Below are 24,267 nucleotides of genomic sequence, written 5' to 3' on the forward strand. Positions count from 1 at the left end.
TCCCCCGACATGATGGAGGGACCACAGTCTCCCCTGAGGAGGAGTACGGCATGGCCGGGTCGGGCTCGGGTGGTTCCGAGGGCGTTGCAGGCGGCAAGTCGCGGTTCGACGACATCTACGACCGGCCGGACCCCCGTGCCTACTTCGCACGGCTGGCGCCCCTGGACTACGAGATCCCGCACCACGCACAGCCGGTCCTGCGGCGGACCGCCACCGAGCGGACCGCGCTGGACGACGGCCTGCCGGGCAGACCGGTGGTGCTGGACCTGTGCTGCTCCTACGGGATCAACGCCGCCCTGCTCAATCACGAGGTGACGCTGGCGGAGATGTACGCCCGGTACACCTCCCGAACGGCCCGGAGCATGTCGACGGCAGAACTCACCTTCTGGGACAGGGAGTTCTACGCCGCACGGCGCCGCGCGGACGCCGTACCGGTGATCGGCCTGGACGTCTCGGCGCCCGCCGTGCACTACGCACTGGCGGTAGGGCTCCTCGATGCCGCCTTCCACGACGATCTGGAACAGGCGCCGCCCGGTCCCCGCCTGACCGGTGCACTCGCCGACGTCGGCCTGATCACGCTGACCGGCGGCGGCAGCTACATCACCGCTCGAACCTTCACGGCGTTGCTCGACCGGGTCCGACGACCGGTGTGGGTGAGCGCGTTCGTGCTGCGGACCGTGTCGTACCGGCCGATCGAGCGGACGCTGGCCGCGCACGGCCTGCGCACCACCGTCGATGCCTCCCGCACCTACCCGCAGCGGCTCTTCACCGACGAACGGGAACGGCAGTACGCGATCGAAGCCGTACGGTCACTGGGCGGCGACCCCACCGGACGCGAGGAAGCCGGTCGCTTCCACAGCGTCTGCTACGAGTCCCGCCCCGCCCCACCGGCATAGCCCGCCCGAAAGGCGTCGGCCCGCGTCTTGCGTCGGCTGGTGCTGTGACCGGAGACGTTCACCGTGTTGCGAGGTCTGGTTCCATGGTGGTGGTGCAGGCCAGAGAGTGGGGCGGTGTGAAGTGGCAGACGCAGCGAGATCACCATGGTGTCATGGACCCGAATCGTCAGATCATCGTTGCGCTGGACTGCGACAACCGGTCGGCTGCTCAAGCTGTCGTCGATCAACTCGGTGACGAGTGCCGCTTCTACAAGGTCGGCCTTCAGGTCCTCACCGCGGTCGGATCCCAGTTCGTGGAACACCTCGTTACTCAGGGCAACGAAGTGTTCCTGGACCTCAAGCTCTTCGAGATCCCGAACTCCGTCGCCGGTGCAGTCCGTGCGGCAGGTGCACTCGGCGTCTCCATGGTGACCGTGCACAGCATGGGCGGAACGGGCATCATGGCTGCCGCCGTTGATGCGGCACGCGACTATCCCGACCTTCGCGTCCTTGCGCTGACCGTGGTCACCAGCATGATCGACTCCGACCTCGCCGACATCGGCGTCGCTGACTCCACCGGGAGCCAAGTGCTGCGGTTGGCCGGTCTGGCCAGGCGGGCCGGATGCCACGGCGTGATCGCCTCACCGCAGGAAGTCTCGGCCTTGCGCTCGGCGTTGGGCGGCGATGCCCTGATTGTCACCCCTGGAGTCGCCTTGCCCGGCGAGTCGGCTGCCGAGCATGCCCGTCCAGGTACACCGCGAGCCGCAGTCGCGGACGGAGCGTCACATGTGGTCGTGGGCCGGACGGTCACGGGCGCCCCGGATCCGCTGTTCGCACTTCGCCGTGTCCGCGCCAACCTGTCGGCTTCGTAGCTGAGCCACAGGTCGGAAGACGCTCGGACAGGATGGACGGGTGATCGACTACGACGACGAGGCCCGGAACTACGACGCGTCCCGAGGCGGTGAGCCGAGAGCCCTGGCTGTGGCAGACGCGGTGAAACTGCTGCGGCCACAAGGAGCTTGGGGCTGCTGCCCAGCAGCGCCAACGGGCTGTTCGGACTGCTGTTCTGGGTGTCCGTGATGTTCGTGTGCTGGGCGCCGTTCTGGTGGGTGGTCTTCTTCCTCTGCTTCGCCTCCGGTCCGGCGCTGCGCCACGCCTTCAACCTGTCCGTCCTGCATGCGGCGCTGCCCGCGCTGGTCACCTCCGTCCTGGTCTGGGAGTTCGCCTTCCTCGGCCTGTCGGCGGGCGGTCTGCCGCCGGGCCCGGTGCCGCTCGCGGTCAGTGCGTTCCTCGGTGGCCCGGTGTCGGTGACGGCGGTGGCCTGGTGGGAGATCCACCGGCTGCGGCGACGGCACGGGGTGCGGTGGCGGGCTTAGCGCCGCAAAGCCGCGCGTTCCGTCCGGCCGGACACGGCAGAAGGGCCGCCCCGGTGCCCGATCGCAGCGGGGCGGCCCTTCCAGTTCGGACCACCGGGCGGGATCAGAGCCACGCACCCAGAAGGACCTGAGCACGCCCGGCCGGATTCGATCCGGCGCCCTTCACGGCCTTGCGAAATTCAAGATCCACGACAGCGTCAGGGACTGACGCCCGACAGCGAGCAAGACCCACGGACCGTCAACTACATGGTGTGTCAAAGAGACACGCCTCAGCCCCGGCCGACCGCCGCGGATGCCGGTGGCGTCCGAGCCGGGACCGTCATGCGCCGGCTCCCTGACCGAGGCGTGTCATGAGGCTCGCCAGGGCCGATCGGGACGGCAGGGACATCTTGCGGTAGACCGAGGAGAGGTGGGTCTCGACGGTGCGCCGGCTGAGGTGGAGCCGGGCGGCGATGTCCTGGTTGCTGAGCCCCTGCGCGACCAGCTGTGCCACCTCTCTTTCACGACTCGTGAGTTCGGCCAGCTCCGCCGGTATCTCGCACACCTCTGCCATGACCTGAGGGCGGATCAACTCGGCCAGGTCCGCCAGCAGGCGCGCGCCCCCGGCGACGGTGATCCGGTGGGCGTGCTGCCACATCGCGGCGGCACGCGCGTGCTGCCCGGTGCGCCGGACCAACGGCGCGGCACGCAGCAGGCAGTACGCCTCCCACAGGGACTGGCCGCAGCGGGCGTACTCCTGCACGGCCGTGTCCAGGAGGCGCACGGCCTTGGCGTGGTCGCCGTGGTGCTCGGCCAGTGCCGCCTGGGCGCGCAGCGCGGCGGCGCGCTGACCGTCGAGGCCCAGCCGGTTCGCCTCGCGCGCCGCCTGCGCGGCCCAGCGCGCGGCCTGGTCGACGTCCCCCGTGGCGAGTGCGGCACCCACGAGGGTGTCCAACTGGCCCGGCCTGATGGAGGGTTGGAGCAGGGGCAGGTCGCGGCCGCCGCCGGCGGTCATGATGGCCTGCTGGGCGCGATGCGGGTCGCCGCTCGCATGGGTCGCGTGGCCGAGCATGCACCAGGCGAGCGCGGCCCACCACCCTTTGCTGCCGCCCGCTGCTGCGACCGCTTCCTCGCCGGTGGCCAGGGCTTCGGCGTCCCCGAACGGGCGGCTCAGGAGGAGGACGAGCGTCTTGATGGCGAGCGTGAACGCCAGGAGTTCGCTGCTGCCCGCCGCGCGGGCTATGGACTCGGCCTCGTCGGCCGACTCCAGTGCGGACGGCAGTCGGCAGGTGTGCAGGCAGAGGAACGCACGGCACGCCAGCAGGTGCGGCAGGACATGGAGTTGACCGCTGCGGCGGGCGATGTCCAGGCCGCGGACCAGATGCCGTTCGGCGTCGGCGTACCGCTCCAGCAGTGCTTCGGCCCAGGCCAGCCAGACCAGTGCCTCGCACAGGCCGGCGAGGTCCGGATCGGTCAGCGCGTCGGTGAGGGCGCGGGCGGAGTCGGCGAACCCGGTGGCCACTTCGGTCCGGCCCTCGTACGCCTCGCCCAGGGCCGCCAGCGCCACGGCGGCCGCCTCGCCCGTCGCGTCGCCGTCGGAGCGGGCCAGCGCGACGGCCTCGGCGACGTCCGCACGCGCCTGCGGGTAGGACGCCGTCAGCAGGGCGGACATGCCGAGGGCGAGTCGAAGGGAGACCGCCTGGGCGGGGGACGGGCCCGGCGAGCGCGACAGCTCCCGGCGCAGCAGGGCGGTGGCCTCGGGGGAGTGGCCGAGGTGGCGCTCCATCACGGCGCAGTGGGCGACGGCCTGCGTCCGCAGCTCGGGATGATCCTTGCCCGCCGACTCGATCAGGGTGTGCAGCAGGTCGCGGCTCTCGCGGAGGCTGCCGCTGACGCCGAGCGCCCGTGCCCGCGCCAGGAGGAGTTCGCCCCGTCGCCGCGCATGGCCGGGGGTCCTCGGCATGCGGTCGAGGACGACGCCCAGCAGGTGGGCGGCGGAGGCCGGCGCGGTGGACGCCAGCTGTGCGGCGGCCTCGCCGAGCACCTGGGCGGCCTGGGGATCCCAGCCGGTCAGCGACCGTTCGACGTGATGGGCCCGCTCGGCGGGCGAGGCACCTTCGCGGGCCAGCGCCCGTGCGGCCCGGCGATGGAGGGCGACCCGTACAAGGGGCGAGGTGTTCTCGTAGACCAGTGCACGCACCACAGGGTGGCGCAGCACCCACCGGCCGCCCGGTCCCGCACGCAGCACGTCGCGCCGTGCCAGAGCGGACGTCTGCTCCGCCACCTCCGCGTCCACAAGCCCGGTCGTCTCGGTCAGCAGGCTGCTCGTGGCATGGTCGCCGAGCGCCGCCGCGGCTTCGACGAGCCGTTGCTGGGGTTCGCTCAGCGTGGTCAGTTCGTCGAGCAGCAGCGCGGTGAGCCCGCTGGGCACGCCGACCCCGTCCGTGCCCTCGGCCCGGGCGGTGATGCCGTGCAGCGGTGCGCCGTTGCGGTAGGCGTGGACCAGCGCGATCAGGTACAGGGGGTTGCCCTCGCCGGCGGCGTACAGCCGACGGGCGTCGTCGTCGGGAACGTCCGGGGCCAGCGTCCGCAGGGCTTCCTCTTCCGGCAGGGGCGCCAGGGCGAGGTGGAGCACGGCTCCGCTGTCGACGCCCCGTGCCAGCGCCGCCGTCAGGGGAGTCGGAGTCTGGCGGGCCCGCCGGGCGACGACCAGGAGGACCGGGCCGCGCGCGGGGTGACGGACCAGATGGTCCACGAGCTCCCGGGAGGCGGGGTCGGCCCAGTGCAGGTCGTCGACGGCCAGGAGCAGTCCGCCTGCGCCCCTTTCACCGAGGCGTGTGAGAAGCGCGGCGACCTCGCGGTGCAGGCCGAAGCGGACGGCGGCGCCGTTCGCCGACCCCTCGGTGGCGTCCCGGAGGGTCTGCAGCACCCTTGCGTCGGAGGCCGGGGCGGGATCCCCGGGGGGCAGGAGGTGGTCGGCGTCGGCGAGCGCGTCCGCGAACGCCTGGAAGGGAATGTGCTGTTCGTACTCCGTGGCGCGGCCGCGCAGCACCGTGAATCCGGCCCGCCGGGCCCGGGCGCACATCTCGTCGAGCAACCGGCTCTTGCCGATCCCCGGTTCACCGGCGAGGTCGACGACCGCGGGGGCGCCCGGCCGGCCCGCCTCGGCGAAAAGGGCGTCCAGACGCGCGAGTTCCGCCGATCTGCCCACCAGGTTTCCCATGCCCACGCCCCGCCGTCCGTCGCTCCCCGTCTCCCGGTAACTCTAAGGTCACGCACCGACAGCCGGGTGCCACGGCGTGCCTGGCACATGCCCTGACGGGGGTCGGTCTGCCCGTGCCTCTCGGCGGCAGGCCCGTACAGGGGCTACGTGATTTCCCCGATGCCGGTCGCCCGACGGGGCGGCAGCATGGTCCCCCGCCCTCTTGGAAGGCTTGCGCACGGACCGCGCAGGGCCCAGCCGGGGTGGCGTACCAGAAGGAGATTCGCGTGACGACACCACGGGGCGAGGACGCCCTGCTCGGCGACCCGGCGCGGGACACCGACCTGCCCTGGGTCTCGGTCAGGCCCGACACCGCGACCCTCAAGGGCCCGCTGCTCAAGGGCGCGCCCCTCATCGCGATCGCGGCGCTGCGCGTAGGCCTTCTGATGGCCAAGGGGCGTGGCACGTCCCAGGGTTCAGGGACGGCCGGTCTGGTCGTCGGAGTGCTCGCGGTGGCCGTTCCCGTTCTCGGGGCCGTTGCGCTGTGCGCCCTGCGCTGGGCCAACGCGGGCATCCTCCTGGACGACGGTGTCCTGACGATACGCAACCGCTGGAACCGCGCGGTGCTGCACGCTCCGGTCTCCGACCTGACAGGGGTCCACACGGTCCGGGCACCGGCCGATGGCCCGCACCAGAGCCGGATCGTCCTCACATCGAGGACCGGCGCGCCTGTCCTCCTCGACCCCCGGCTCTGGGACGCCGACGCCCTGCGGGACCTGTGGCAGCACCTGCAACTGCCGCACCAGGACCACGGATTCCTCCCGTGGCCTCTCATGAAGAGGACGTTTCCGGGGATCGACACACCCTGGCGGCACGTGCACACCGTCCAGTTCGCGCTGCTCGCCGTGGTCGGAACCCTCGCCTACCTCGCCCTGATCGTGAACCTGCCCTTCCTGCTGTGACCGCCCGGAACGCTCCGCTGCCGGGGAACGTGTGCGGGCCCCGGGGGTGGGCTGAGCAAGGCATCCGGAAAGGCCCGCCCCACCGGACGAGCGGGACCCGGCAGAGCCCCGGCGGCAGTGGTCCCTCGGGAACGAGGGCGTCCCCGCCGTTGCCGGCCCCTCGGTCAGTGGGCCGGCCGCTCGTCGGCGGGCCGGCGTGGGCGGGTCGGGGAGCTGGGCCTGGAAGCGGCCAGGGGGTCCCAGTCCGGGGCGATCTCGCTGAGCCTCGCACGGTCGGCGAAGACACGGCCCGCCCTGGCCTCGGCCATCAGATCCCGCCCCCAGCACGGCACCCGCCGTGCCGACGCCACCGGTCACCGCGCCGGAGACACCGGGGCCCCACACGGTGCTCGCGCCGGTCAGGAACAGTCCGGGGAGCTCCGTACGGGCGCCGGGACGCCGCGGTCCGATCTGGTCGGTGGCCAGTTCCAGGCCGTAACAGGCACCGCCGGTGGACCGGGTGAACCGCTCCTGGGTGAGCGGCGTCGACGCCTCGCGCCACACGATGTGCTCGCGCAGACGGGGAACGACGGTTCCCGCCCGGTCGATCAGCGCCTCCGTGAGCCGCTCCTTGGCCTTCTGGTACTCAGGCGACGACCTGTATTCGAGCCCGGCGGGCGAGGCGTCGGCGGCCCCCCAGTACGCAGGGTCGGGGGAGACGAGCGTCATCACTTCGAGGGTGGAGTGCCCGGGTGGCGCCGACCTGGGGTTGCCCGGATCCTTGGTGGCCGCCGAGGTCAGGAAGACCGGCAGCTCTCCGGACAGTTCCCCGCTGTAGGCGTTGCGGTAGGCGCGCTCGGTGTCCGTGCCGGGGTGGCACCAGTAGGTGGTGTTCGGCAGCCGCTCGGCGAGGTCGATGTCGAGCCCGAGGTACACGCTGAAGAAGGGCAGCGCCATGCGGTACTTCTCGACCCGGCCGACGGTCCTGGCCGAGAGGTGCTCCCGGCCGACCAGTTCGAGGCAGGTCCGCTTGATGTCGGCGTTGGAGACGACGGCCGCGGCCCTGATCGTCTCGCCGTCGGCCAGCCGCACGCCGACGGCCCGGCCTTCCTCGACGAGGATCTGCCGGACCGCGGCCTTGGTGCGCACCTGGCCGCCGTGGGTCCGGATGACGTCGATCAGGTGGCCCGCGAAGACCTGGCCGCCGCCCTGGGGATAGTAGGCGCCGCCGCCGATGAAGAGATCGAGCAGTCCGGCGTGCAGCGCGATCGGGGCACGCGACGGCGGTGCGCCGTAGTCGCCCGACTCGCCCAGGATCACCGCGCAGGCCAGCGGGCTCAGCCCGCACGCCTTGAGCAGGCGGGCCACCGGCAGCATGCCGACCGTGGCCATGACCGGCGCACGGCAGGCCCACGCCGGCTTGCCGAGGACGCCGGGCCCCGGGCCTGCCGCGGCGGCGTTCCTCGGCGATGCGGCGGAGGACGGCGACGCATCGGCGCAGTCCGCGCTCCTGGGCGGGGAACGTCTCGACGAGGCGTTGCAGATAGGCGTCCCACCCGCGCGGGACGCGGAAGGTCAGCCCGGGCAGGACCAGGGTGGTGAAGCCGTCCGGGTCCAGCTCGCGGAACTCGATCCGGTCGTCGAGTCCGAGGCCGCGCAGCGCCGTGGTGATCGCGCCCTCGGGGTGGCACTCGCCGATGTAGTGCACGCCGACGTCGAACTCGTACCTGTTGCCCGCGCGTCGGAACACCTGACTGCATCCGCCGGCGACCTGGTTCTGCTCCAGCACCAAGGTGCGCTTGCCGCACGCGGCCAGGTAGGCGGCGCAGGTGAGCCCGCCGAGCCCCGAGCCGACAACGACCACGTCCCACGAACCCACGATCCCGCCCCCTGTCCCGCCCCGTGTCCGGATTCCGCGGCCCAGCCTCGCGCGGCCCGACGACGACGGTCCAGGAGGATCGACTGCGCTTTGGCGGCAGATTCCCGCGGACGGACGTACGCCGTGCCGACGTCACCGCCCACAGCCGGACGGCACCCGCCGCGCCCGGTCGCCGCCGCCCTGGTGCTGTGCCCTCCGGTCCCGGGGCCACAGGGACACGGCGGGACCCGGTTTCATGATCCGCGCCACCGGTTCGTGAGACCGCCGTGGTGTGATCCATGGCGTGAGGACCGATCCGTGACGCGGCCCGCAAAGTCGGTGCGGCTCCGCGTCCGGCGGCGCGCACGGTCGGTACGGATCCGCGTCCGGTGCGGCGCACGATCGGCACGGCTCCCCGTCCGGCGCCTCGGTTGCGATATGTTCGCCACCTTTGCAGAACAGTGCCCGCTTCATCCCGATAGGATGCTTTTTGTGATCAGGTCAGGACGGCACCGGCACCGCCGCCCTCCCTACGGTGGCCGACGGGAAGCCGTCCTGCTGTCACCGGTGATCCTGACCGTCTTCATCGGCGGTCTGGCCTTCGCCACCCCCAGAGAGATCGCGTTCAGCCGCCTGCTGCCCGCGGCACCCGCCCTCGCCGCCGCGCTGTGGCCCGTCGTCCCGACGATCCTGCTGGGGGCGTTCTCCCTGCTGATCATGATCGGGCTCAGCCTCGTCTACTCCGACCTGGGGACGCCGTACACGGCTGCCGCGATCGTCGCGGTCACCCTGGCGGCCGCCTATGCCAGCCATCTCCGGCTCCAGCGGGAGGAGATGCTCTTCCAGGTCCGGCTCGTCGCCGACGCGGCCCAGAAGGTGCTGCTCCGCCCGCTGCCGCGCCAGATCCAGAACGTGGAGATCGAGTCGCTGTATCTGGCCGCCCAGGAGCAGGCCCGGATCGGGGGCGACTTCTACGAGGCGGCCGACACGCCGTACGGGGTCCGGTTGCTCATCGGTGACGTGCGCGGCAAGGGACTTCCGGCGGTGGGAGCCGCCTCGGCGGTGATCAACTGCTTCAGGGAGAGCGCTTACGACCAGCCCGACCTGCGCGGCATCATCCACCGGATGGAGGCGAGCATGGTCCGTTACAGCCTCGGGACCCCGGCCGCGGACCAGCCGGAGCACTTCGCCACGGCGCTGATCGCGGAGATCCCGTACGGCGGCGGTCAGGCGCGCATTCTCAACTGCGGGCACCCCCCGCCCCTGCTCGTGCAGAGCGGGCAGATCCGTGTCCTGGATTCCGCCGTGCCCTCGCCGCCCCTCAACCTCGCGATGCTCCTCGGAGCCCACTACAGCATCGACACCGTCGCCTTCGACGAGGGCGACCAGATGCTGCTCTACACCGACGGCGTGACCGAGACCCGGGACCGCGACGGCAGGTTCTTCCCCCTGCCGGACTGGGTGCGGAAGCTGGGCCCGGCGCCGCCCCGTGAACTGCTGGACCGGCTCCACGAGGACCTGCTGCGCTACAGCGGCGGAAGGCTCGACGACGACATCGCGGCCCTCGCCGTGCGCTGTGCGAAAGCCCCGGGGCAGGAGCGTCTCGGGTAGCGGCCCGGAATCCGGGGTGGCGCACGGATCGCGGCCGCCGCGCACGGGTCGCGGCCGCTGCGCCCGGATCCGGGCGTGCCCGGGCCGGCCGCCGTGGACCGCGGCTGCCGCCGCCGGAGGCGGAGCAGGAGGCCAGGACCTCACACGGGCTGCCGTGCGCGTTCGGCGGCCGGCGGAGCCGTCAGGGCGAGCCGGCGGTGGATGCGGCGGAGCATGGTGCGGGCCATGAAGGGGTGGACGCGCTTGACCGCGGCCCAGTAGAGCCTGCCGCGCCAGTTGTGGAGCCTCACGACCGTACTGAGGGTGACCCGCCGGTCGTCGACGAGGATCGAGGCGCGGACATCGAGGTGTCCGGCGTCCTGTCCGAGCAGCACTTCGCCGCCCTCGCGGCCCACCACCCGGAAGGGGGCTCCGCGCAGGACGCTCCGCCAGGCCTCGGGGTCCCGCGGCATCCCGGGGCGCAGCGCCATCTGCCACGCGTCGCTGTAGTCGGTCCGCTCGAAGGCGGCACGGGCCAGACGGGCGTCGACGGGGAATGCGCGGGCGGCGGCCCTCTGCCACGTCACCCGGTGGAGCAGCCGGACCCACAGGGACCAGCGGACGGGGCTGGTCACCGTCCCGGTGGCGGCCCGCTCGACGTTGTCGAAGAGTTCCTCGACCACCGTGTCGTGCATCCAGCGCACCGCCAGGATCCAGGTCCACAGCGTTGAGCCCCGGCGCTCCAGCTCCAGGGTGTGCCGTATGCGGCAGCGGTCCTGGCCGAGCGGCTCGACGACGAACTCGTGGTGGCCGCTCAGGGGCGGGGTGAAGGCGAAGCGGGCGCGGCGGCCGGGCTCGTACGCGCAGACGCGGTAGCGGACGAAGCCGTGGCCGCCGTCCGCGCCGACACCCAGCGGGCGGTCGAAGCGCATCGGGGGCCAGGCCGGCGCGGGCCACAGCGGGTCGTTCGGCGAGGACACCCGGTCGAGCAGTGCTCCGACGGCCTCGGCCGGGGCTTCGACGGTGCGCTCGTGGACATTGCGGATCGTGCGGAACCTGCGCATAGAGCGCCTCCATACGGTGCCGTATGTTATTGACCATACGGTAGCGTACGGTCATGGTGCGACGGCGTGACGGGGTTCCCCGCGAGGGCGGGCGCAAGCGGCTCACCGCGCAGGACTGGGCGGATGCGGCTCTGACGGCCATGGGCGAGGGCGGCCTCGCGGCCGTTGCCGTGGAGCCGCTGGCCGCTCGTCTGGACACCACCAAGGGCAGCTTCTACTGGCACTTCGCCAACCGTGAGGCGCTGATCGAAGCCGCGCTGGACCGCTGGGAGCAGAAGTCCACCGAGGCGGTCATCGCCGGGCTGGCGTCCGAGCCGGACCCGGGGACACGGCTGCGAAGGCTTTTGACCGAGGCCTCCGAACTCGCCGCCAAGGACCCGTTGGAGGTCTCCCTGCCGGCCTCGGCCGGGCACCCGCGGGTGGCCGCCGTTCTGCTCCGGGTGACGCGGCGTCGGGTGGACTACCTGGCGCAGCTCTTCGCCGAACTGGGCTTTCCGCCGGACGAGGCGCACCGCCGTGCCCTGCTGGCGTACACCGGTTACCTCGGGCACACACAGCTGGCGCACGCCGTGCCGGAGACGCTTCCGGACGGCGAGGACGGCAGGCGCTATCTCGACTCGGTGTTCGACGCACTGATGGCGGCTGCCCCCGAGGCGTAGCCCGCATCAGCGCCCCCTCGACACCGTCGAGAGCCCCGGTGAGCAGCAGTACGAGGCACAGCACGAGGTCGACCGCCGTCACCGCCGGCCCGGCACTACGGCGCCATGGCGTCAGTAGTCGCGCCCGTTCAGACCGCGGTAGACGAACCGGGTGAGCGCTTCGGCCACCTGCTCGTCCGTCAGGTCGTCGAACTGGTGCCGCCAGCTCTGCAGGAAGGTGTGGACGAGGCCGAACGCCATGCGGACGGCGATCTCCGGTGCGGCCGGCAGGGTGCGCCCGGCGTCGGTCACGGCCGTGACGTGGTCCAGGATGTCCTCCGTCCCGACGGCGGAGAACCGGTCCAGGATGGCGGCGAAGTCCTCGCTGACCAGTGCGGCCTGCTGCATGGCCCGGATCGTTCCGATGTGCTCCCGGTAGTGGCGGATGTAGACCGCGACGTGTTGGCGGACGGCCTCCGGATCGGTGAAGTCCCCCAGGTGCTCCGGCTGGGCGGCCACCGTGTCGGAATCGGCCGCCATGTCCGCCATCAACGCCTCGAGCACGGCCTCCTTGCCACTGAAGTGGTTGTAGAAGGAGCCCGCGGCACGGCCGGCCTCGGCGGTGATGTCGCTGATCTTCGTGGCCAGGTAGCCGCGTTCGGCGAACACCCGCTTGGCCGCTGCCTTCAGCGCGGCCTCGGTCTCCGCCGCTCTCTCCTTGCGCTTCACGAAACCTCCCTTGACGGGAACCGTATCAACGGTAAAGATGAATCTAGATTCAGTGAATCACCATTCAGTGAATGAATCTTCATGTCATGACGGCGAGTGGGGGGAACCATGCATGTGCTCATCGCGGGAGCCGGTCCGACCGGACTGACTCTGGGGATCGACCTGGCCCGGCGCGGGCTGGACGTGCGCGTCGTCGACCGGGCCGACCGGTACTTCGCCGGGTCGCGGGGGGACACCCTCCAGCCGCGCACGCTGGAGGTGTTCGAAGACCTCGGCGTGCTGGACGCGGTCCTGCGCCAGGGGTCCCCGGTGCCCACGACACGCGTCCACCTCGACGGGAACCACGTCATGGACCGGCGATCGGCCGAACACCTCGCGCCGACCCCCGACGTGCCGTACCCCAACGCGTGGATCCTCGGACAGTCGCAGACCGAGGCGATCCTGCGGGACAGGCTCGCCGGTCTGGGAGTGCGGACCGAACTCGGCACGGCGCTGCTCGGCTTCACCCAGGACGCGGACGGGGTGACCGTCCGGCTCTCGACCGGTGAGACCGTGCGCGCCGACCACCTGGTCGGAGCCGACGGGGCAGGCAGCACCGTCCGCAAGGCGCTCGGCATTCCCTTCACGGGGACGACGGACGAGGCTATGCGGATGCTGATCGGGGACGTGGCCGCCGACGGGCTGGACCACGCGTGGGCCCACTGGTTCGCCCACGCGAGCGACCCGATGAACGGTGTCCATCTGAGTCCGCTGCCGAACACGGACCGGCTCTTCCAGTACCACGCGCCGCTGCCTACGGGCGTGACCGACGCCCGTCTGGACACGCTCCAGGACATCCTGGACGGGTTCGTCACGGGGGTCCGGCTGAGCCGGCCGGCCTGGTCGAGCATCTGGCGCCCCAACGTGCGGCTCGCGGAACGCTTCCGCGTGGGCCGGGTGTTCCTCGCCGGTGACGCCGCCCACGCGCATCCGCCCACCGGCGGCCAGGGACTGAACACCGGCGTCCAGGACGCCTACAACCTGGGGTGGAAACTGGCCGACGGCTCGCCCGGACTCCTCGACACCTACGAGAGCGAACGGCGCGCCACGGCCGAGCGGGTCCTGAGCATCTCCTCGGCACTGCTGCAACGGCACAAGGACAAGGCCGAGGACGCGCACGAGCGCGACGAGAGCACCCGCCAGCTGGATGTCACCTACCGGACGTCCGAAGGCCGGATCGTCCCGGGCGACCGCGCGCCGGACGCCCCGGTCGTCGCCCTGGACGGCAGGCGGACACGGCTCTTCGACCTCTACCGCGGCCCCCGCCCGACCCGCCTGACGTTCGGCACGCCCGCCCCGGACGAACCCCACACCTATGCGGTGCTGCGCCCCGGCCACACTTCTCCCGGCCCCTACGTCGTCGACGTCGAGGGCCACGCGCACGCCGCGTACGACGCCTCGCACGGCACCTGTGTCGTCATCCGTCCCGACGGGTACATCGGCGCTCGCAGCGACTGATACCTCAGGTCTCTCCGCACTGCCGCCTCACCGGACTGCCGACTCCCATCTCTTCGGCCCCCGTCTCTCCGGACTGCCGGACTGCCGACACCGACGATGCCGGCTCGGCGGCTCGGCGGGTCGGCGGGTCGATGGACCGGACGGGTCGATGGATCGGATGGACCGCACGGATCGGCCGGTCGAGGCACGCGGGAGCCCGTGTGGGTGACGGGCACTGCTCCGTCGCCCACACGGTGCCGCGCCTAGCGGAGGTCGACGACCGTGCGCAGCTTGCCGCTGGTTGCCGTGCGCTCGAACGCCTCCCTCCGCACGGCCTCCACGGAGACGGCCAGCAGGCCCTCCGCCTCGGCCGAGGCCAGCTCGGTCACCTCGGCGAGGAGGGCTTCCCGCGCGTCCCCGGGGTCACCGGCGTACTCCTCGTCCAGCCGGACGGTCAGCACCTCACGGTCGGAGCCGGACGCCACCAGCAGCTGAAGCTCACCGTGGTAGCCGAGGCGCTCCTGAGCGGCGGACAGGATGCGCCGGTAGTTGACGAAGTACGTGCCGACGCGCACGACGTCGCCGTAGCGCCCGAGCAGTTCCAGCCGCGGCACATGGCTGCCGCACGCGCACGTGCCCTCGACCGTGCGACCCAGGTCACCGATCTCGTAGCGCTCCAGCCGCTGTCCGGCACGAGCCCGGGAGGTGAACACCAGCCGCCCCGGCTCGCCCGGCTCCACCGGCCGGTCCTCGTGCGGATCGAGGATCTCCAGCGTGTGCAGGTCGGTCAGTACATGGTGGACGGACCCCTCGGAGGCCGTGCACTGGTAGCCGAGCGGCCCCAGATCGGTACTGCCGTACGCGGCGGAGCGGATGACCTCGACGCCGAACTCCTCGGTCAGGACCCGGCGTTGTTCGGTGGTGAAGTGTTCTCCGCCGTAGAAGACCTTCCTGATCCCGCCGTACGCACGCAGCCGGTCCGCCTCGGCGTGGAACAACTGCCACAGGTAGGACGGCATGCCGAAGAGGGTGTCCGCCCCGTGGGCGACCAGCGCCTCGGCGGTCATGGCGTGGTCGGGGCCGGCGGCCATCGGGATCTGAGTGGCGTTCAGGCGTTCCAGGATGGAGAAGAAGCTGATGAAGCTTCCGTACATGCCACCGCAGTAGAACAGGTTGGCCGCCCGGTCGCGGGCCGGGTCGAAGCCGGCGCTGAGCAGCCCGTCGGCCGCGGCGCGCATCTGATTGTCGTAGTCGTCGCAGGTGAAGACCGACAGGGCAGGTGTGCCCGAGGAACCCCCGCTGCGGAAGAACAGATGCGCGTGGCGGGGGTCCAGCGAGCCGAGCGCGCGCTGCACGCCTTCCTTGCCCAGCAGCGGTGCCGTCGGCGCCGGAGGCAGGACGGGCGGCGTCACCAGGTCGTCCAGGCAGGCGACGGAGCGGAAGTGCGTCCCCGGCGCGCGCACACTCACCCGACGGCTGTAACGCTGCAACGCGTACACCCCGTCGTGCGGTTCACCCTCGTAGCCCTCCAGCATGGAACCGACCGGGGTGACCCGGGTGACCCCCGCGGCGAAGAGGGCGCGCGACAGCTCGGCGACGTCCGCCGCGCTCCCGCCGACGGCCGCGGTCTGCAGAAAGCGGCGCATCGGCCGCAGCGTCGCCGTGACGGCGTGCCGGGGGAGCGGCTTGACCCAGACGCTGCGATGCAGCGGGGAGGCGTCCAACGCGGGGCGGCTGTCCGCCAGCACCCGCCACGAGCCGTCGTCGGCGGCGAACACCCGGGTGAGGCCCAGGTGTTGCTCCAGCAGGGCCAGCTGCTGCACCGTGGTGATCTCCGCCTGCTCGGCCGGACCGGGCAGCGGCGCGCGCCGGGCGTCGGACACCTTCGCCAGCCGCTCGGCGAACCGGCCCGCGAACGCGAAGACGTCCTTTGCGTCCGAGGTGTCGAGATAGACCACCTGCGGGCTGGAGCAGGCCTGCTGCTCGAAGCGGCAGACATCCTCGGCGAGTGCGTCGAGCAGGCCGTCGTCGGCCGCCGCGTCCCGCGTCAGGTAGGCGAAGGAGACCCGGTGCCCCCACTCGACGACCCGGCAGCCCGCAGGAGCGATCTCGCTGATCGCGCGGACGGCGTCCTCGCCGCCCCAGGCGGCGATCGCGTCGGCCTGCCCGCACAGCGCCTGGATCCAGTCCGTGCGCGACGACGGGAACCGGAGGGCCACCACGTGCTCGTGGATCAGCCCGGTCGGGTCGGCGGCCCCGAGCGCGCAGAGCAGGTCCTGGGCGAGCGCGGTGTCGGAACTGCTGGTCTTCAGGACGTTGAGGTTGCCTGCCAGCAGACCCTCGACCACGCTCAGCGGCGCCACGGCGGCGGCGTTGCCGGGCGCGATGTGCACGAGCAGGCCCACCGGCGCCCAGGACTCGTACACCGTCTCGCGGCCGTCCGGACGGGTCAGCCGCTCCGGCCGCAGCCCGCCCAGCTCCCGGCGCAGCTTGCGCTCCAGCGCCTGCCGGGTGAGCGCGCCCGCCAGTTCGGCCAGGGTGGCCGCGGCCTCGTCGGCGGGCAGGTGACCGGCCAGGCGGCCGTGGAGGGCGGAGCCCGGATCGGCCAGGTCCCGGCCGACCGCTGCGCAGGCGCCGAGCACGACGTCGGTGGGCAGCGGACGGGCCAGGACCCGCCCGGTCAGCTCCGCCAGATCGCCGAGGCGCCGGCCGGCCTCGGCGTCGTCGATGAACTCGCCCTGCCAGAGGTGAGGTGCGGAGGTGGTCACGACATTCCCTTCATCAGTTCGGCGGCGGCGACCGCACAACTGCGGTTACGGCTCACCCCGGCACGGCCGTGCACGGTGAACCAGTCGGTGGACAGCGGGCAGGGGCACTCCTCGCCCGGGTGCAGCGAGGCGAGGTCGCCCATCACGACGCTCTGCGCCGGAACGGACGTGATGTACGGGCTGACCAGGTGAAGGAAGCCCCGCTCGCCGTACGGCAGAGGGCGCAGCGTCCCCGTGTCGCGGACCGCGGCGCGCGACCACACCGGCACATGCAGCCGGTGGTGCGCGCACTCGACGTACGGCACGCAGTGTTCGACGGAGCCGAAGGTGTCACGGACGCGGTCGCCCGGAATGCCGAGGCGCTCGGTGACCTCGGAACAGAATTCGGCCTTGCCGATCTGGCGGTCGGCATGCCCCTTCCAGCCGCCGCCGAGCACGACCAGCGATCCCTCGGGAAGCTGGAGCGGCGGCAGCCCCATCGCCTTCATCCGCTCCAGGGTGAAGTGGAGGAAGGCCGGGAAGCCGAGGATCCGGACCGGAACGGTGTCCTCGGCGTAGCGCCGGAGCGCCGCGATGCAGCCGTGCACGTCGAACTCGTGGCCCGAGCCGGTGTGGCGCAGCGCGTGCGTGGTGTGCCGGGCCGGGGCGAAGTCGCACAGGTAGTTGTCGGTGAACGACGTGCCGAGTTTCAGCGAGGGCGCGGGCTCGTAGCTGTACAGCAGATAGTTGACCGGCTGGTCGGGCGTGATCCAGCCGTAGTGGTCGAAGATCCGGGCGACCATGCGCTGCGCCGAGCGGATCGTCCACTCGTCGAAGAACATCTGCGACTTCTGGCCCGTCGTGCCCGAGGAGGTCAGATGCAGGAACACCTCGTCGCGGGGGACGGAGAGCACCTCGTGGCGTTTGAAGAAGGCGGCGGGCACGAGCGGGGTGCGGAGGCCCTCGCCGACCGTGGGTGCGGGCGCCTCGGGCGTGTCTTGCAGCAGGGCGGCGAAGAACGGGGACCGTCGGGCGTGCCAGGCGTTGGTCTCGGTCATCGCCGCGGCGAACAGCTCGTCGGCGGCGGCGCCGGCCGCGTACGGCTCACCCAGGTCGCACAGTTGCTGCACGTGAGCGAGCGCCGCCGGGTCGGGGACCTCGACCGGAGCGAGATGGGGGTTCATCGGGACACCTCGTGAAGGGGCAGGTAGGTGGCGGTCCAGGCGCTCAGATAGGCGCTGAGGTACGGCTGCAGCAAGGGGCTGACCGCCGTCCCCCGGAAGTCGATCTGGCGGCTGGTGCGGGACAGCACCACGTAGTCGTGGAACCGGTCGTCGAGGCGGCGCATCGCCGGATAGACCGCGCTCGGCACGAACCCCGAGGCGAGGAAGACCTCCAGGGCCTCGGTGTCGGCGAGCGGGAGCAGCGTCTCGGCGTAGTCCGCGCCGGCCCGGGTGACCACGGTCATCAGTGCCTCCAGCACGCCGGCGACCGCGGCCGGGCGCGGATGAACCGCGACCAGGGCGCAGCTGCCCGCCACCGGGTCGAGGTCGGCGTACGCCTCGAAGCCGCCGTCGCCCCCGACCAGGAGCGCGTTCGGAGTGTGCAGCGGGAAGAAGCGGTCGCCGGCGTCGGGAAAGCGCTCCAGGAAGCGACGGCGGACGAAGGCCGGGGCGACGATCAGCTCGATGGGCGCCGCACCGGCAGCGGAGCGCGCGGCACCGCAGCCCGGCACGAGTCCCGTACCGGTGTAGTCGATGCCGATACCGGCGGAGGCGGCGGACAGCAGCGACGACAGCCGCTCGGGCACGTACTCGACACAAGCGCGGCGGTCCAGCACACCCTCGGCGTAGCGGGCGAACAGCGCGAGGCTCTCGCACCCCTCGACCTCCACCGCGTTGGGCATCAGGCCGAGCGGCCTGAATCCGTTGCGTACGACGACGTGCTGGGGGCCCTCGGTGACGACGCGGACGGTGGCGTACACCGAGTCGAGGCCGCCGGTGCCGAACGCCTCGTCGCACACGGCGCCGGTCAGCCGGGAGGCCAGCCCGCCGCCGCGGTGACCGGGATGTACGACGAGACCGACGAGCTTGCCGATGCGGCTGCCCCGATCGGTCTGCACGACGGCGGAGCCGACGAGGTCGCCGCCGGGCGTGCGGGCGGTGAGCCAGTGCGCGGTGCCGTCGGTGATCAGCCGGCGCATCACGGCCGGGTCACTGCCGAGCGGCACCGGATAGCCGTGCGCGTACACCTCGAAGTACAACTGCCGCAGCTCCGCGATGTCCTGGACCGCGGCACGGGAGAGGACGACGCTCACGACGTCTCTCCCGCCCGTGCGAACGGCTGCGCGGCGGCAGCCCGCAGTGCGTCGCCGTCCTTGCGGCCGCCGGCCCACCACAGCGCCAGGGCGACCGGAACGAGACCCGCGCCCTGCACCAGACAGAGCGTGCGGGCCGTCAGATGGTCGCCCAGCGCGCCGAAGACGAGTGAGGCCACGGGGAAGGTGGCACCGAGCAGCGCCTGCATGACCGCGAAGAACTCCGGCTTGTCGTCGGCGGGGACCAGCCGCTGGAACAGCGCGACGAACCGCACACCGATCACACCGACGCACCAGCCGACGACGGCCAGTGCACCGAACGCGACGGCGTGCCCGGCGACCAGCCCCGGCAGCCCGAGGGCCGCGGCCATGACGGCCAGGCACATGCTGCCGACGGCGATCGGACGCCCCGGAAGGCGGGCCCCGGTGAAGGACCCGACGAGCGTGCCCACGCCGAGTGCCGCCTCCAGCGAGGCCACCGTCGAACCGGTGGAGTGCAGCACACCCCGCGTGTAGAGCGGCATCACGACGTAGACAGCGGTGGTGAAGACATTGGCCGCGGCGAAGCACACCAGCACCCGGCGGATGAACGGCAGCCCGGCCAGGACCTGGCGCAGCGTCCGCCGTACGGGTGCCGCGTCGCCGACCGTAGCGCGCGCCCGCGCCGTGGCCTGCGGAAAACGTGCAGACAGGACCAGCAGGGCGGCGAGGAGATAGGCGACCGCACTGGTGGCGACGACGCCCGGCAGTCCGCCCGCATCGACCACGAGCGGCCCGAGCAGCCCTCCGCCGAGCCCGGCGACCGACTGGGTGGACAGCTCGAAGCCGGTGGCGGCCTCGATGTCGGCGTCGTCGACGAGCTCCGGCACCGACGTCGTCAGACACGGGTCGAAGAGCGCCTGACAGGCCGCCAGCGCCAGCCCGACCGCGTAGACCGCGGCCATCGGCAGCGCGCCGGCCTGCGCCAGGAGCGCCCCCGTGGCGGCCACCAAACCGGCCACGGCCGCCGCGCCGGCCAGCACCGTCCGGGGAGCGTGACGGGCGACGACGCGCGCGACCACAGGGGCCAGCGTGACCGCGGGCAGCGTGCTGACCATGAGGAACAGGCCCGAGTCCAGCCCGCGGTGATGGCCGCCCGCGAACCCGACCAGCCACCAGACCGCGCCGACCTGGAACATCCTGCTCGCGGCCTGGGTGAGGAGCTGACCGGTCCAGACGCGACCGAACGACGGGTTGCGCAGCACGAGGGGCCGGCGTGCTGCACGTGAGTCCACCGCGCTCATGAATGCGGCCGTTCGTCGACGACGCGGATCAGCTTGCCCGTGCGCGGGTTGACGGCCAGGTCCTGGTGCCGCACCCGTTCGACGGCGAGCGGATTGACGTGGCCGGCGGCGGTGGCATCCCGGTAGAGCGGGCGCTGCGCCAGCACCGCGGCGGCGACCGCATCCGCCAACGCGGCGTTCCTGGTGCCGGATTCACCCGTCGCCAGCCGCAGCACCAGGCCGTCCCGGCCGTCGCTGCGGCGCACCACGAGCTGCAGCCCCGTCACCTCGCCGGCCGTGTCGGCGGCCATGACGATGTCGTGGACGTCCTGCGTGTAGAGGGAGACGGGACCGACCCGCACTCCCTCATCGGCCCGGCCCAGGATGCGGAAGACTCCCGTGTCCCGGTCCACCCACTCGGCACGGTCACCCGCGGGATAGCGCAGCACCGGCATGAGTCGTCTGCGCAGGTCGGTGACGACCAACCGTCCCGGAACACCGTTGCCGCCGACGGGCAGGTCGGTCTCCTCGTCGAGGATCTCGACCACCGTGTACGGGGTGAACACACGGTGCACACGCGGGTCTTTGCCGGGCACCGCCTTTCCGAGCAGCCCGGCGTCCACACTCGCGTAGCCGAGCGACCGGACCTGCGCCTTCGGGAACGCGCGCGCAAGCAGCGGAAGCTGGTCGCTGAAGAGGCACTCACCGCCGAAGAACAGCAGCTCCACGTCCGGCAGTGACCGGCCGGCGGAGGCGAGGCGCTCGGCGAGGGAACACAGGGTGGTGGGCGTTCCCGCGACGACCTGGGCCTGGAACTCCTCCAGGGTGGCGGCGGTGGACTCCCAGGGTGCCGCGCCCCCGATGGGCAGGCGCACGTTGGCGACCGGGGAGCGGTGCAGCGAGTCCAGGATGAAGCTGAAACTGGCGTACAGGTCACCCGCGTAGAACAGGTCGGCGACCCGGTGCCCCGGCCGCAGCCCGGCACTGACCAGTCCGGCGCCGAACGCCGTGGTGAACTCCCGCCATTCCGTGCGCGTGTAGTACGAGAACTTCGGCGCACCCGTGGTGCCACCGCTGCGGAAGACGACCGCCTCGCTCAGCGGTTCGGTCAGCAGCCGGTTGTCACGCGGTGAGTTGGCCCGCCAGAAGTGCGCCTGCGGTACGACGGGAAGATCCGTGAGGTGGGCCACATGACTGGGCAGATGGGCGTAGAGCTCACGGTAGAAAGGCGAATTGTGGCGCGCGAAGCGTATGAGCTCCGCGATTGGTTGAACGGACATCAAATCCTGCTCGAAGGCGTGAACCGTCGGAAGGGAAAAGCCGACGGCGGTACGACGAGTGGGGCCGCTCCGGAATGGAGGAAGGCCTTGTCGTTGACGATGTGAATCAACGGTGCGCCCACGACGAAGAGGGCGTCCGGACCGGAAGGATATCTCAATATTCGGGACGCGTTTGCGCTAACTGGCCGTGCGCGCAGGGGGCTTCGACGTGCGGGCGGACGGGTGAGGACCGCCTTCGGTTCCCTCCGTACCGGAGATGACTGTCACATCAAACCCTCTTTCCATAAGCATGTGTTGAGTGTTCCTCAAGTCGTCTTTATGGAATGGGGTCCGGGAGCCCACCCGGGCCTTGGCCGAATGCGACGCCGAGCCTGAGCCGGGATCGGTCGCAGGCCGTGCAGGACCCGTAGGTGTGGGACCGAGGATTCGTCGCGGTGCGCGGAGCCGTCACTTCGCTTGGGCCGTTCGGATGATGCCGGATCGATTCGCCGACCGGCGGACCACCCACGGCGGCGCGATCCTCGGAAGGGTGGCTCCCGCACGCCATAGTTCTGTGTGAAGGGACACCTTTTCCATGCGCCTCCGCAATGCCGCAGCCGCCGCTGTCGGCGCCTTCGTCCTGGTCCTGACCGTTCCCTCCTCCGCCTCCGCCGCGGTGGGACAGTTCCAGTACACGTACGCCGGCCCGGACGGCGCCCCTCGGACCGCGGTGCTTCAGGCCCCGGGGAGCAGGAAGTGCATCACCCTTCCCGAGGTCGCGGATCCCGCAGCCGCCTCCCCGGCCCACTCCCCGCGCAACGGGACCGACGCGTTCGCGACGGTCTACACCGAGCCGAACTGCATGGGAGACTCCTTCACGCTGCACCCGCGCATCGGGTACGGCAACGAGGCCCTGAAGGTCCGCTCGGTCGTCTTCAGCTGAGCGAGGAGAGGGCGCCGTGCGGACGGCAGGCCATCGACCGGGGCGAGGTGCCCGAAGGCACCGACACCCACGATGCCGTCCGTACCGTCTCCGCCCTCTCTGCTACCCCTTGCTGCCCGGTTCGCACTGGACGAGATGCGTGGCTTCGGCGGACAGCGCCCGTGGATCGACGTTTCCACCGCCCTGGCACCACTCCTCACTCATCCTGATGATGACGGCCCCGACCTCACGCCAGCCCAGTGCGCCGCGATCCTGCCCCGCCTGCAGGAGATCGCCGACCAGCCTGCAGGCGGAAGTACCGACCCACTTCTCCAACGGCACATAGACGACGCCCGTCAGTTGGTAGCCGTCCTCCAGCTCTGCATCGAGAAGGACGTCGACTTCTCTTCGGCTGACATCGGTGGGCGTTACCGGCTCACTGCGACCAGTAGCTACGGGACAACGCTTAGATGCATCGCCCGACCGGGGAGAGGGACAGCACCCTCACGGATACAGCGTTCATGGGTCTCACCTCCTCGGTCGTTCACGGCCGCCCGTAAGCTGCCAGCCCGACCGGCCTCGTGCCCGACCCCTTTTCCCGGGCTCGGTTCTGCCGGGGACGGGATCCGGGTGGCCGCCGTCGACCACCACGGCACGAGCGTGGTCGACGGGTACGAGACAGAAGGAATCCGCTTCGGTCGGCAGCGCCCCTGGCACACCCTGTTCGCCGTTGATGCCGTTGATGCCCTTGCGGGACGATGCCGGAGGCGTCCGGGGGCGTACCGGGTGCCCGTCGCCGGGGCCGGCGAATCCGGGCCGGGCCGAGACCAGGCCGAACAGTGTCTCCGGTACCGCAAGTGCGAGCAGCAGCAGGAGCGGCCCGTTCCAGCTGTGGGTGAGACTGTGCAGCAGCCCGATGGCCAGCGGGCCGGCCCCGGCCACCAGATAGCCGCCGGTCTGCGCCATCCCCGACAGCCGCGCCGCGATCAGGGGATTCGGCGAGCGCAGGGTGAGCAGAGTCATGGCCAGGGGAAAGGCGCTGCCGGTCGCGAGCCCCAGCAGACAGACCCAGACCCAGTCGGCCCCGGGAGCCACGAGGAGCCCGCCGAGGCTCACCAGTTTGAGGACGATCACCGCGAGAACCAGGGGACGTTGGTCACACAGCCGCGCGGCCCATACGGGGACGGCGAAGCCGAGCGGGATGCCGACGGTCAGCATGACCGACACCATCGTGCCGGCGTCGGCCGCGTCGTACCCGTGATCACGCATGATCGCCGGCAGCCATGCGACCAGAACGTAGAACATCAGCGACACCACGCCGAGGAAGGCCGTCACCGACCAGGCCAGTGGGGAACGAAGAAGTGATGCGTGCGGTGTGCGGGACGGATGTGCGGGAGCCGATTCACGGCGGGTTCTGCCGTGGAGGGCCAGCGCGCCCCACACGGGAAGAGCGAGACTCGCGGGAAGAGCCCACACTGCGAGGGCGGTTCGCCAGTCGGCGGCTTCTGCAAGAGGTACGGCCGTCCCGGCGGCGACGGCTCCGCTGAGAGCCATCAGCGTCATCGCCAGACCGGTGAAAAGGCCTGTCCGATCAGCGAAATGACGCTTGATGATCGCCGGCGTAAGGACGTTTCCGATGGCGATTCCGGCACCGGCCAGGACCGTCCCCGCGAAAAGTGCCGGGGTGGACGGGAGCAACCGCAGCAGAATGCCCGCGGTGATCAGGGCGAGTGCACCCACGGTGGTCAGCTCGACACCTATCCGCCGGGACACCGGAGGGGCGAGTGGGGCGAAGACTCCGAGACAGAGGATCGGCAGCGTGGCCAGAACACTCACCGCGGATCCGCTGAGCCCGAAGGAGCCCTGCAGGTCGCCCAGGACCGGTGATATCACGGTGATTGCCGCGCGTAGATTCAGGGTGAGAAGAACGAGCCCGATGAGGACCCGTAGCCGGGTGGTGCGGTTCAAGGTTTCCCCCCAGAGGCATGGCGACGGCTCCCCCGGAGGTGCATCGGGGGAGCCGTCGTCCTGC

At 71.6% G+C, this 24,267-nt stretch carries 16 protein-coding genes and 3 pseudogenes; 8 read left to right on the forward strand and 11 right to left on the reverse strand.

What is annotated here, in order from left to right; genetic code table 11:
* Nucleotides 1-50 precede the first annotated feature (50 nt).
* From ACFZCP_RS23210 to ACFZCP_RS23225, 4 genes and pseudogenes are all read left to right on the forward strand, one after another.
* Entirely contained in the window at nucleotides 51-896 is an 846-nt protein-coding gene (locus ACFZCP_RS23210; RefSeq protein WP_391429511.1) for a hypothetical protein, read from the forward strand.
* Between the two features lie 83 nt (nucleotides 897-979).
* On the forward strand, nucleotides 980-1,747 hold the full coding sequence (gene pyrF, locus ACFZCP_RS23215; protein ID WP_391429513.1) for an orotidine-5'-phosphate decarboxylase: 768 nt from the start codon (nucleotides 980-982) through the stop codon (nucleotides 1,745-1,747).
* 40 nt (nucleotides 1,748-1,787) lie between these two features.
* Nucleotides 1,788-1,892, forward strand: a pseudogene (locus ACFZCP_RS23220) (SAM-dependent methyltransferase); the annotation flags it as partial.
* A 74-nt stretch (nucleotides 1,893-1,966) separates the two neighbouring features.
* Nucleotides 1,967-2,251, forward strand: a pseudogene (locus ACFZCP_RS23225) (hypothetical protein); the annotation flags it as partial.
* 319 nt (nucleotides 2,252-2,570) lie between these two features.
* Here ACFZCP_RS23225 and ACFZCP_RS23230 read toward each other — a convergent pair.
* From ACFZCP_RS23230 to ACFZCP_RS23240, 3 genes and pseudogenes are all read right to left on the reverse strand, one after another.
* A complete protein-coding gene (locus ACFZCP_RS23230) occupies nucleotides 2,571-5,453 on the reverse strand; it encodes an AAA family ATPase (RefSeq protein WP_391429575.1) in 2,883 nt (960 codons plus the stop codon).
* Between the two features lie 455 nt (nucleotides 5,454-5,908).
* Nucleotides 5,909-7,765: an FAD-dependent oxidoreductase gene (locus ACFZCP_RS23235; protein WP_391429515.1), complete on the reverse strand. Its 1,857-nt coding sequence runs from the start codon at nucleotides 7,763-7,765 to the stop codon at nucleotides 5,909-5,911.
* Between the two features lie 136 nt (nucleotides 7,766-7,901).
* Nucleotides 7,902-8,252, reverse strand: a pseudogene (locus tag ACFZCP_RS23240) (FAD-dependent oxidoreductase); the annotation flags it as partial.
* 471 nt (nucleotides 8,253-8,723) lie between these two features.
* Here ACFZCP_RS23240 and ACFZCP_RS23245 point away from each other — a divergent pair.
* The gene (locus tag ACFZCP_RS23245; protein WP_391429517.1) at nucleotides 8,724-9,842 is read left to right on the forward strand and encodes a SpoIIE family protein phosphatase; all 1,119 of its coding nucleotides are present in this window, start codon (nucleotides 8,724-8,726) and stop codon (nucleotides 9,840-9,842) included.
* Between the two features lie 140 nt (nucleotides 9,843-9,982).
* Here the strand turns inward: ACFZCP_RS23245 and ACFZCP_RS23250 are convergent, their stop codons facing one another.
* The gene (locus ACFZCP_RS23250) at nucleotides 9,983-10,885 is read right to left on the reverse strand and encodes a DUF2867 domain-containing protein (RefSeq protein WP_391429519.1); all 903 of its coding nucleotides are present in this window, start codon (nucleotides 10,883-10,885) and stop codon (nucleotides 9,983-9,985) included.
* Between the two features lie 53 nt (nucleotides 10,886-10,938).
* Here ACFZCP_RS23250 and ACFZCP_RS23255 point away from each other — a divergent pair, with 53 nt between their 5' ends.
* The gene (locus tag ACFZCP_RS23255; protein WP_391429522.1) at nucleotides 10,939-11,544 is read left to right on the forward strand and encodes a TetR family transcriptional regulator; all 606 of its coding nucleotides are present in this window, start codon (nucleotides 10,939-10,941) and stop codon (nucleotides 11,542-11,544) included.
* A gap of 111 nt (nucleotides 11,545-11,655) precedes the next feature.
* On the opposite strand, the gene ACFZCP_RS23260 is transcribed toward ACFZCP_RS23255, so the two are convergent.
* On the reverse strand, nucleotides 11,656-12,252 hold the full coding sequence (locus tag ACFZCP_RS23260; RefSeq protein ID WP_391429524.1) for a TetR family transcriptional regulator: 597 nt from the start codon (nucleotides 12,250-12,252) through the stop codon (nucleotides 11,656-11,658).
* A gap of 108 nt (nucleotides 12,253-12,360) precedes the next feature.
* Between ACFZCP_RS23260 and ACFZCP_RS23265 the strand changes: the two genes are divergently transcribed.
* Nucleotides 12,361-13,749 carry an FAD-dependent monooxygenase gene (locus ACFZCP_RS23265; RefSeq protein ID WP_391429526.1) on the forward strand — a complete coding sequence of 463 codons (1,389 nt, stop codon included), beginning with the start codon at nucleotides 12,361-12,363 and terminating at the stop codon, nucleotides 13,747-13,749.
* Nucleotides 13,750-13,991: 242 nt separating this feature from the next.
* Here the strand turns inward: ACFZCP_RS23265 and ACFZCP_RS23270 are convergent, their stop codons facing one another.
* Genes ACFZCP_RS23270 through ACFZCP_RS23290 form a run of 5 tightly spaced genes read right to left on the reverse strand, consistent with a single transcriptional unit; the run spans nucleotide 13,992 to nucleotide 21,334 of the window.
* Nucleotides 13,992-16,496 (reverse strand): acyl-CoA reductase, encoded by a 2,505-nt coding sequence (locus ACFZCP_RS23270; RefSeq protein WP_391429528.1) that lies wholly within the window; start codon nucleotides 16,494-16,496, stop codon nucleotides 13,992-13,994.
* The gene (locus tag ACFZCP_RS23275; protein WP_391429530.1) at nucleotides 16,493-17,659 is read right to left on the reverse strand and encodes an acyl-protein synthase; all 1,167 of its coding nucleotides are present in this window, start codon (nucleotides 17,657-17,659) and stop codon (nucleotides 16,493-16,495) included. Before ACFZCP_RS23275 ends, ACFZCP_RS23270 begins: the two co-directional genes overlap by 4 nt.
* Nucleotides 17,656-18,792: a GNAT family N-acetyltransferase gene (locus ACFZCP_RS23280; RefSeq protein ID WP_391429532.1), complete on the reverse strand. Its 1,137-nt coding sequence runs from the start codon at nucleotides 18,790-18,792 to the stop codon at nucleotides 17,656-17,658. The genes ACFZCP_RS23275 and ACFZCP_RS23280 overlap by 4 nt, the downstream gene beginning before the upstream one ends.
* A complete protein-coding gene (locus ACFZCP_RS23285; protein WP_391429534.1) occupies nucleotides 18,789-20,066 on the reverse strand; it encodes an MFS transporter in 1,278 nt (425 codons plus the stop codon). The genes ACFZCP_RS23280 and ACFZCP_RS23285 overlap by 4 nt, the downstream gene beginning before the upstream one ends.
* Nucleotides 20,067-20,071: 5 nt before the next feature.
* Entirely contained in the window at nucleotides 20,072-21,334 is a 1,263-nt protein-coding gene (locus ACFZCP_RS23290) for a phenylacetate--CoA ligase family protein (protein ID WP_391429536.1), read from the reverse strand.
* Nucleotides 21,335-21,908: 574 nt separating this feature from the next.
* Here ACFZCP_RS23290 and ACFZCP_RS23295 point away from each other — a divergent pair.
* A complete protein-coding gene (locus ACFZCP_RS23295) occupies nucleotides 21,909-22,256 on the forward strand; it encodes a hypothetical protein (RefSeq protein ID WP_391429538.1) in 348 nt (115 codons plus the stop codon).
* Between the two features lie 507 nt (nucleotides 22,257-22,763).
* Here ACFZCP_RS23295 and ACFZCP_RS23300 read toward each other — a convergent pair.
* Nucleotides 22,764-24,203 carry an MFS transporter gene (locus ACFZCP_RS23300; RefSeq protein ID WP_391429540.1) on the reverse strand — a complete coding sequence of 480 codons (1,440 nt, stop codon included), beginning with the start codon at nucleotides 24,201-24,203 and terminating at the stop codon, nucleotides 22,764-22,766.
* Nucleotides 24,204-24,267: the final 64 nt, after the last annotated feature.

This window comes from Streptomyces sp. NPDC007971, assembly GCF_042958635.1.
In the GTDB taxonomy this organism is placed as follows: Bacteria; Actinomycetota; Actinomycetes; order Streptomycetales; family Streptomycetaceae; genus Streptomyces.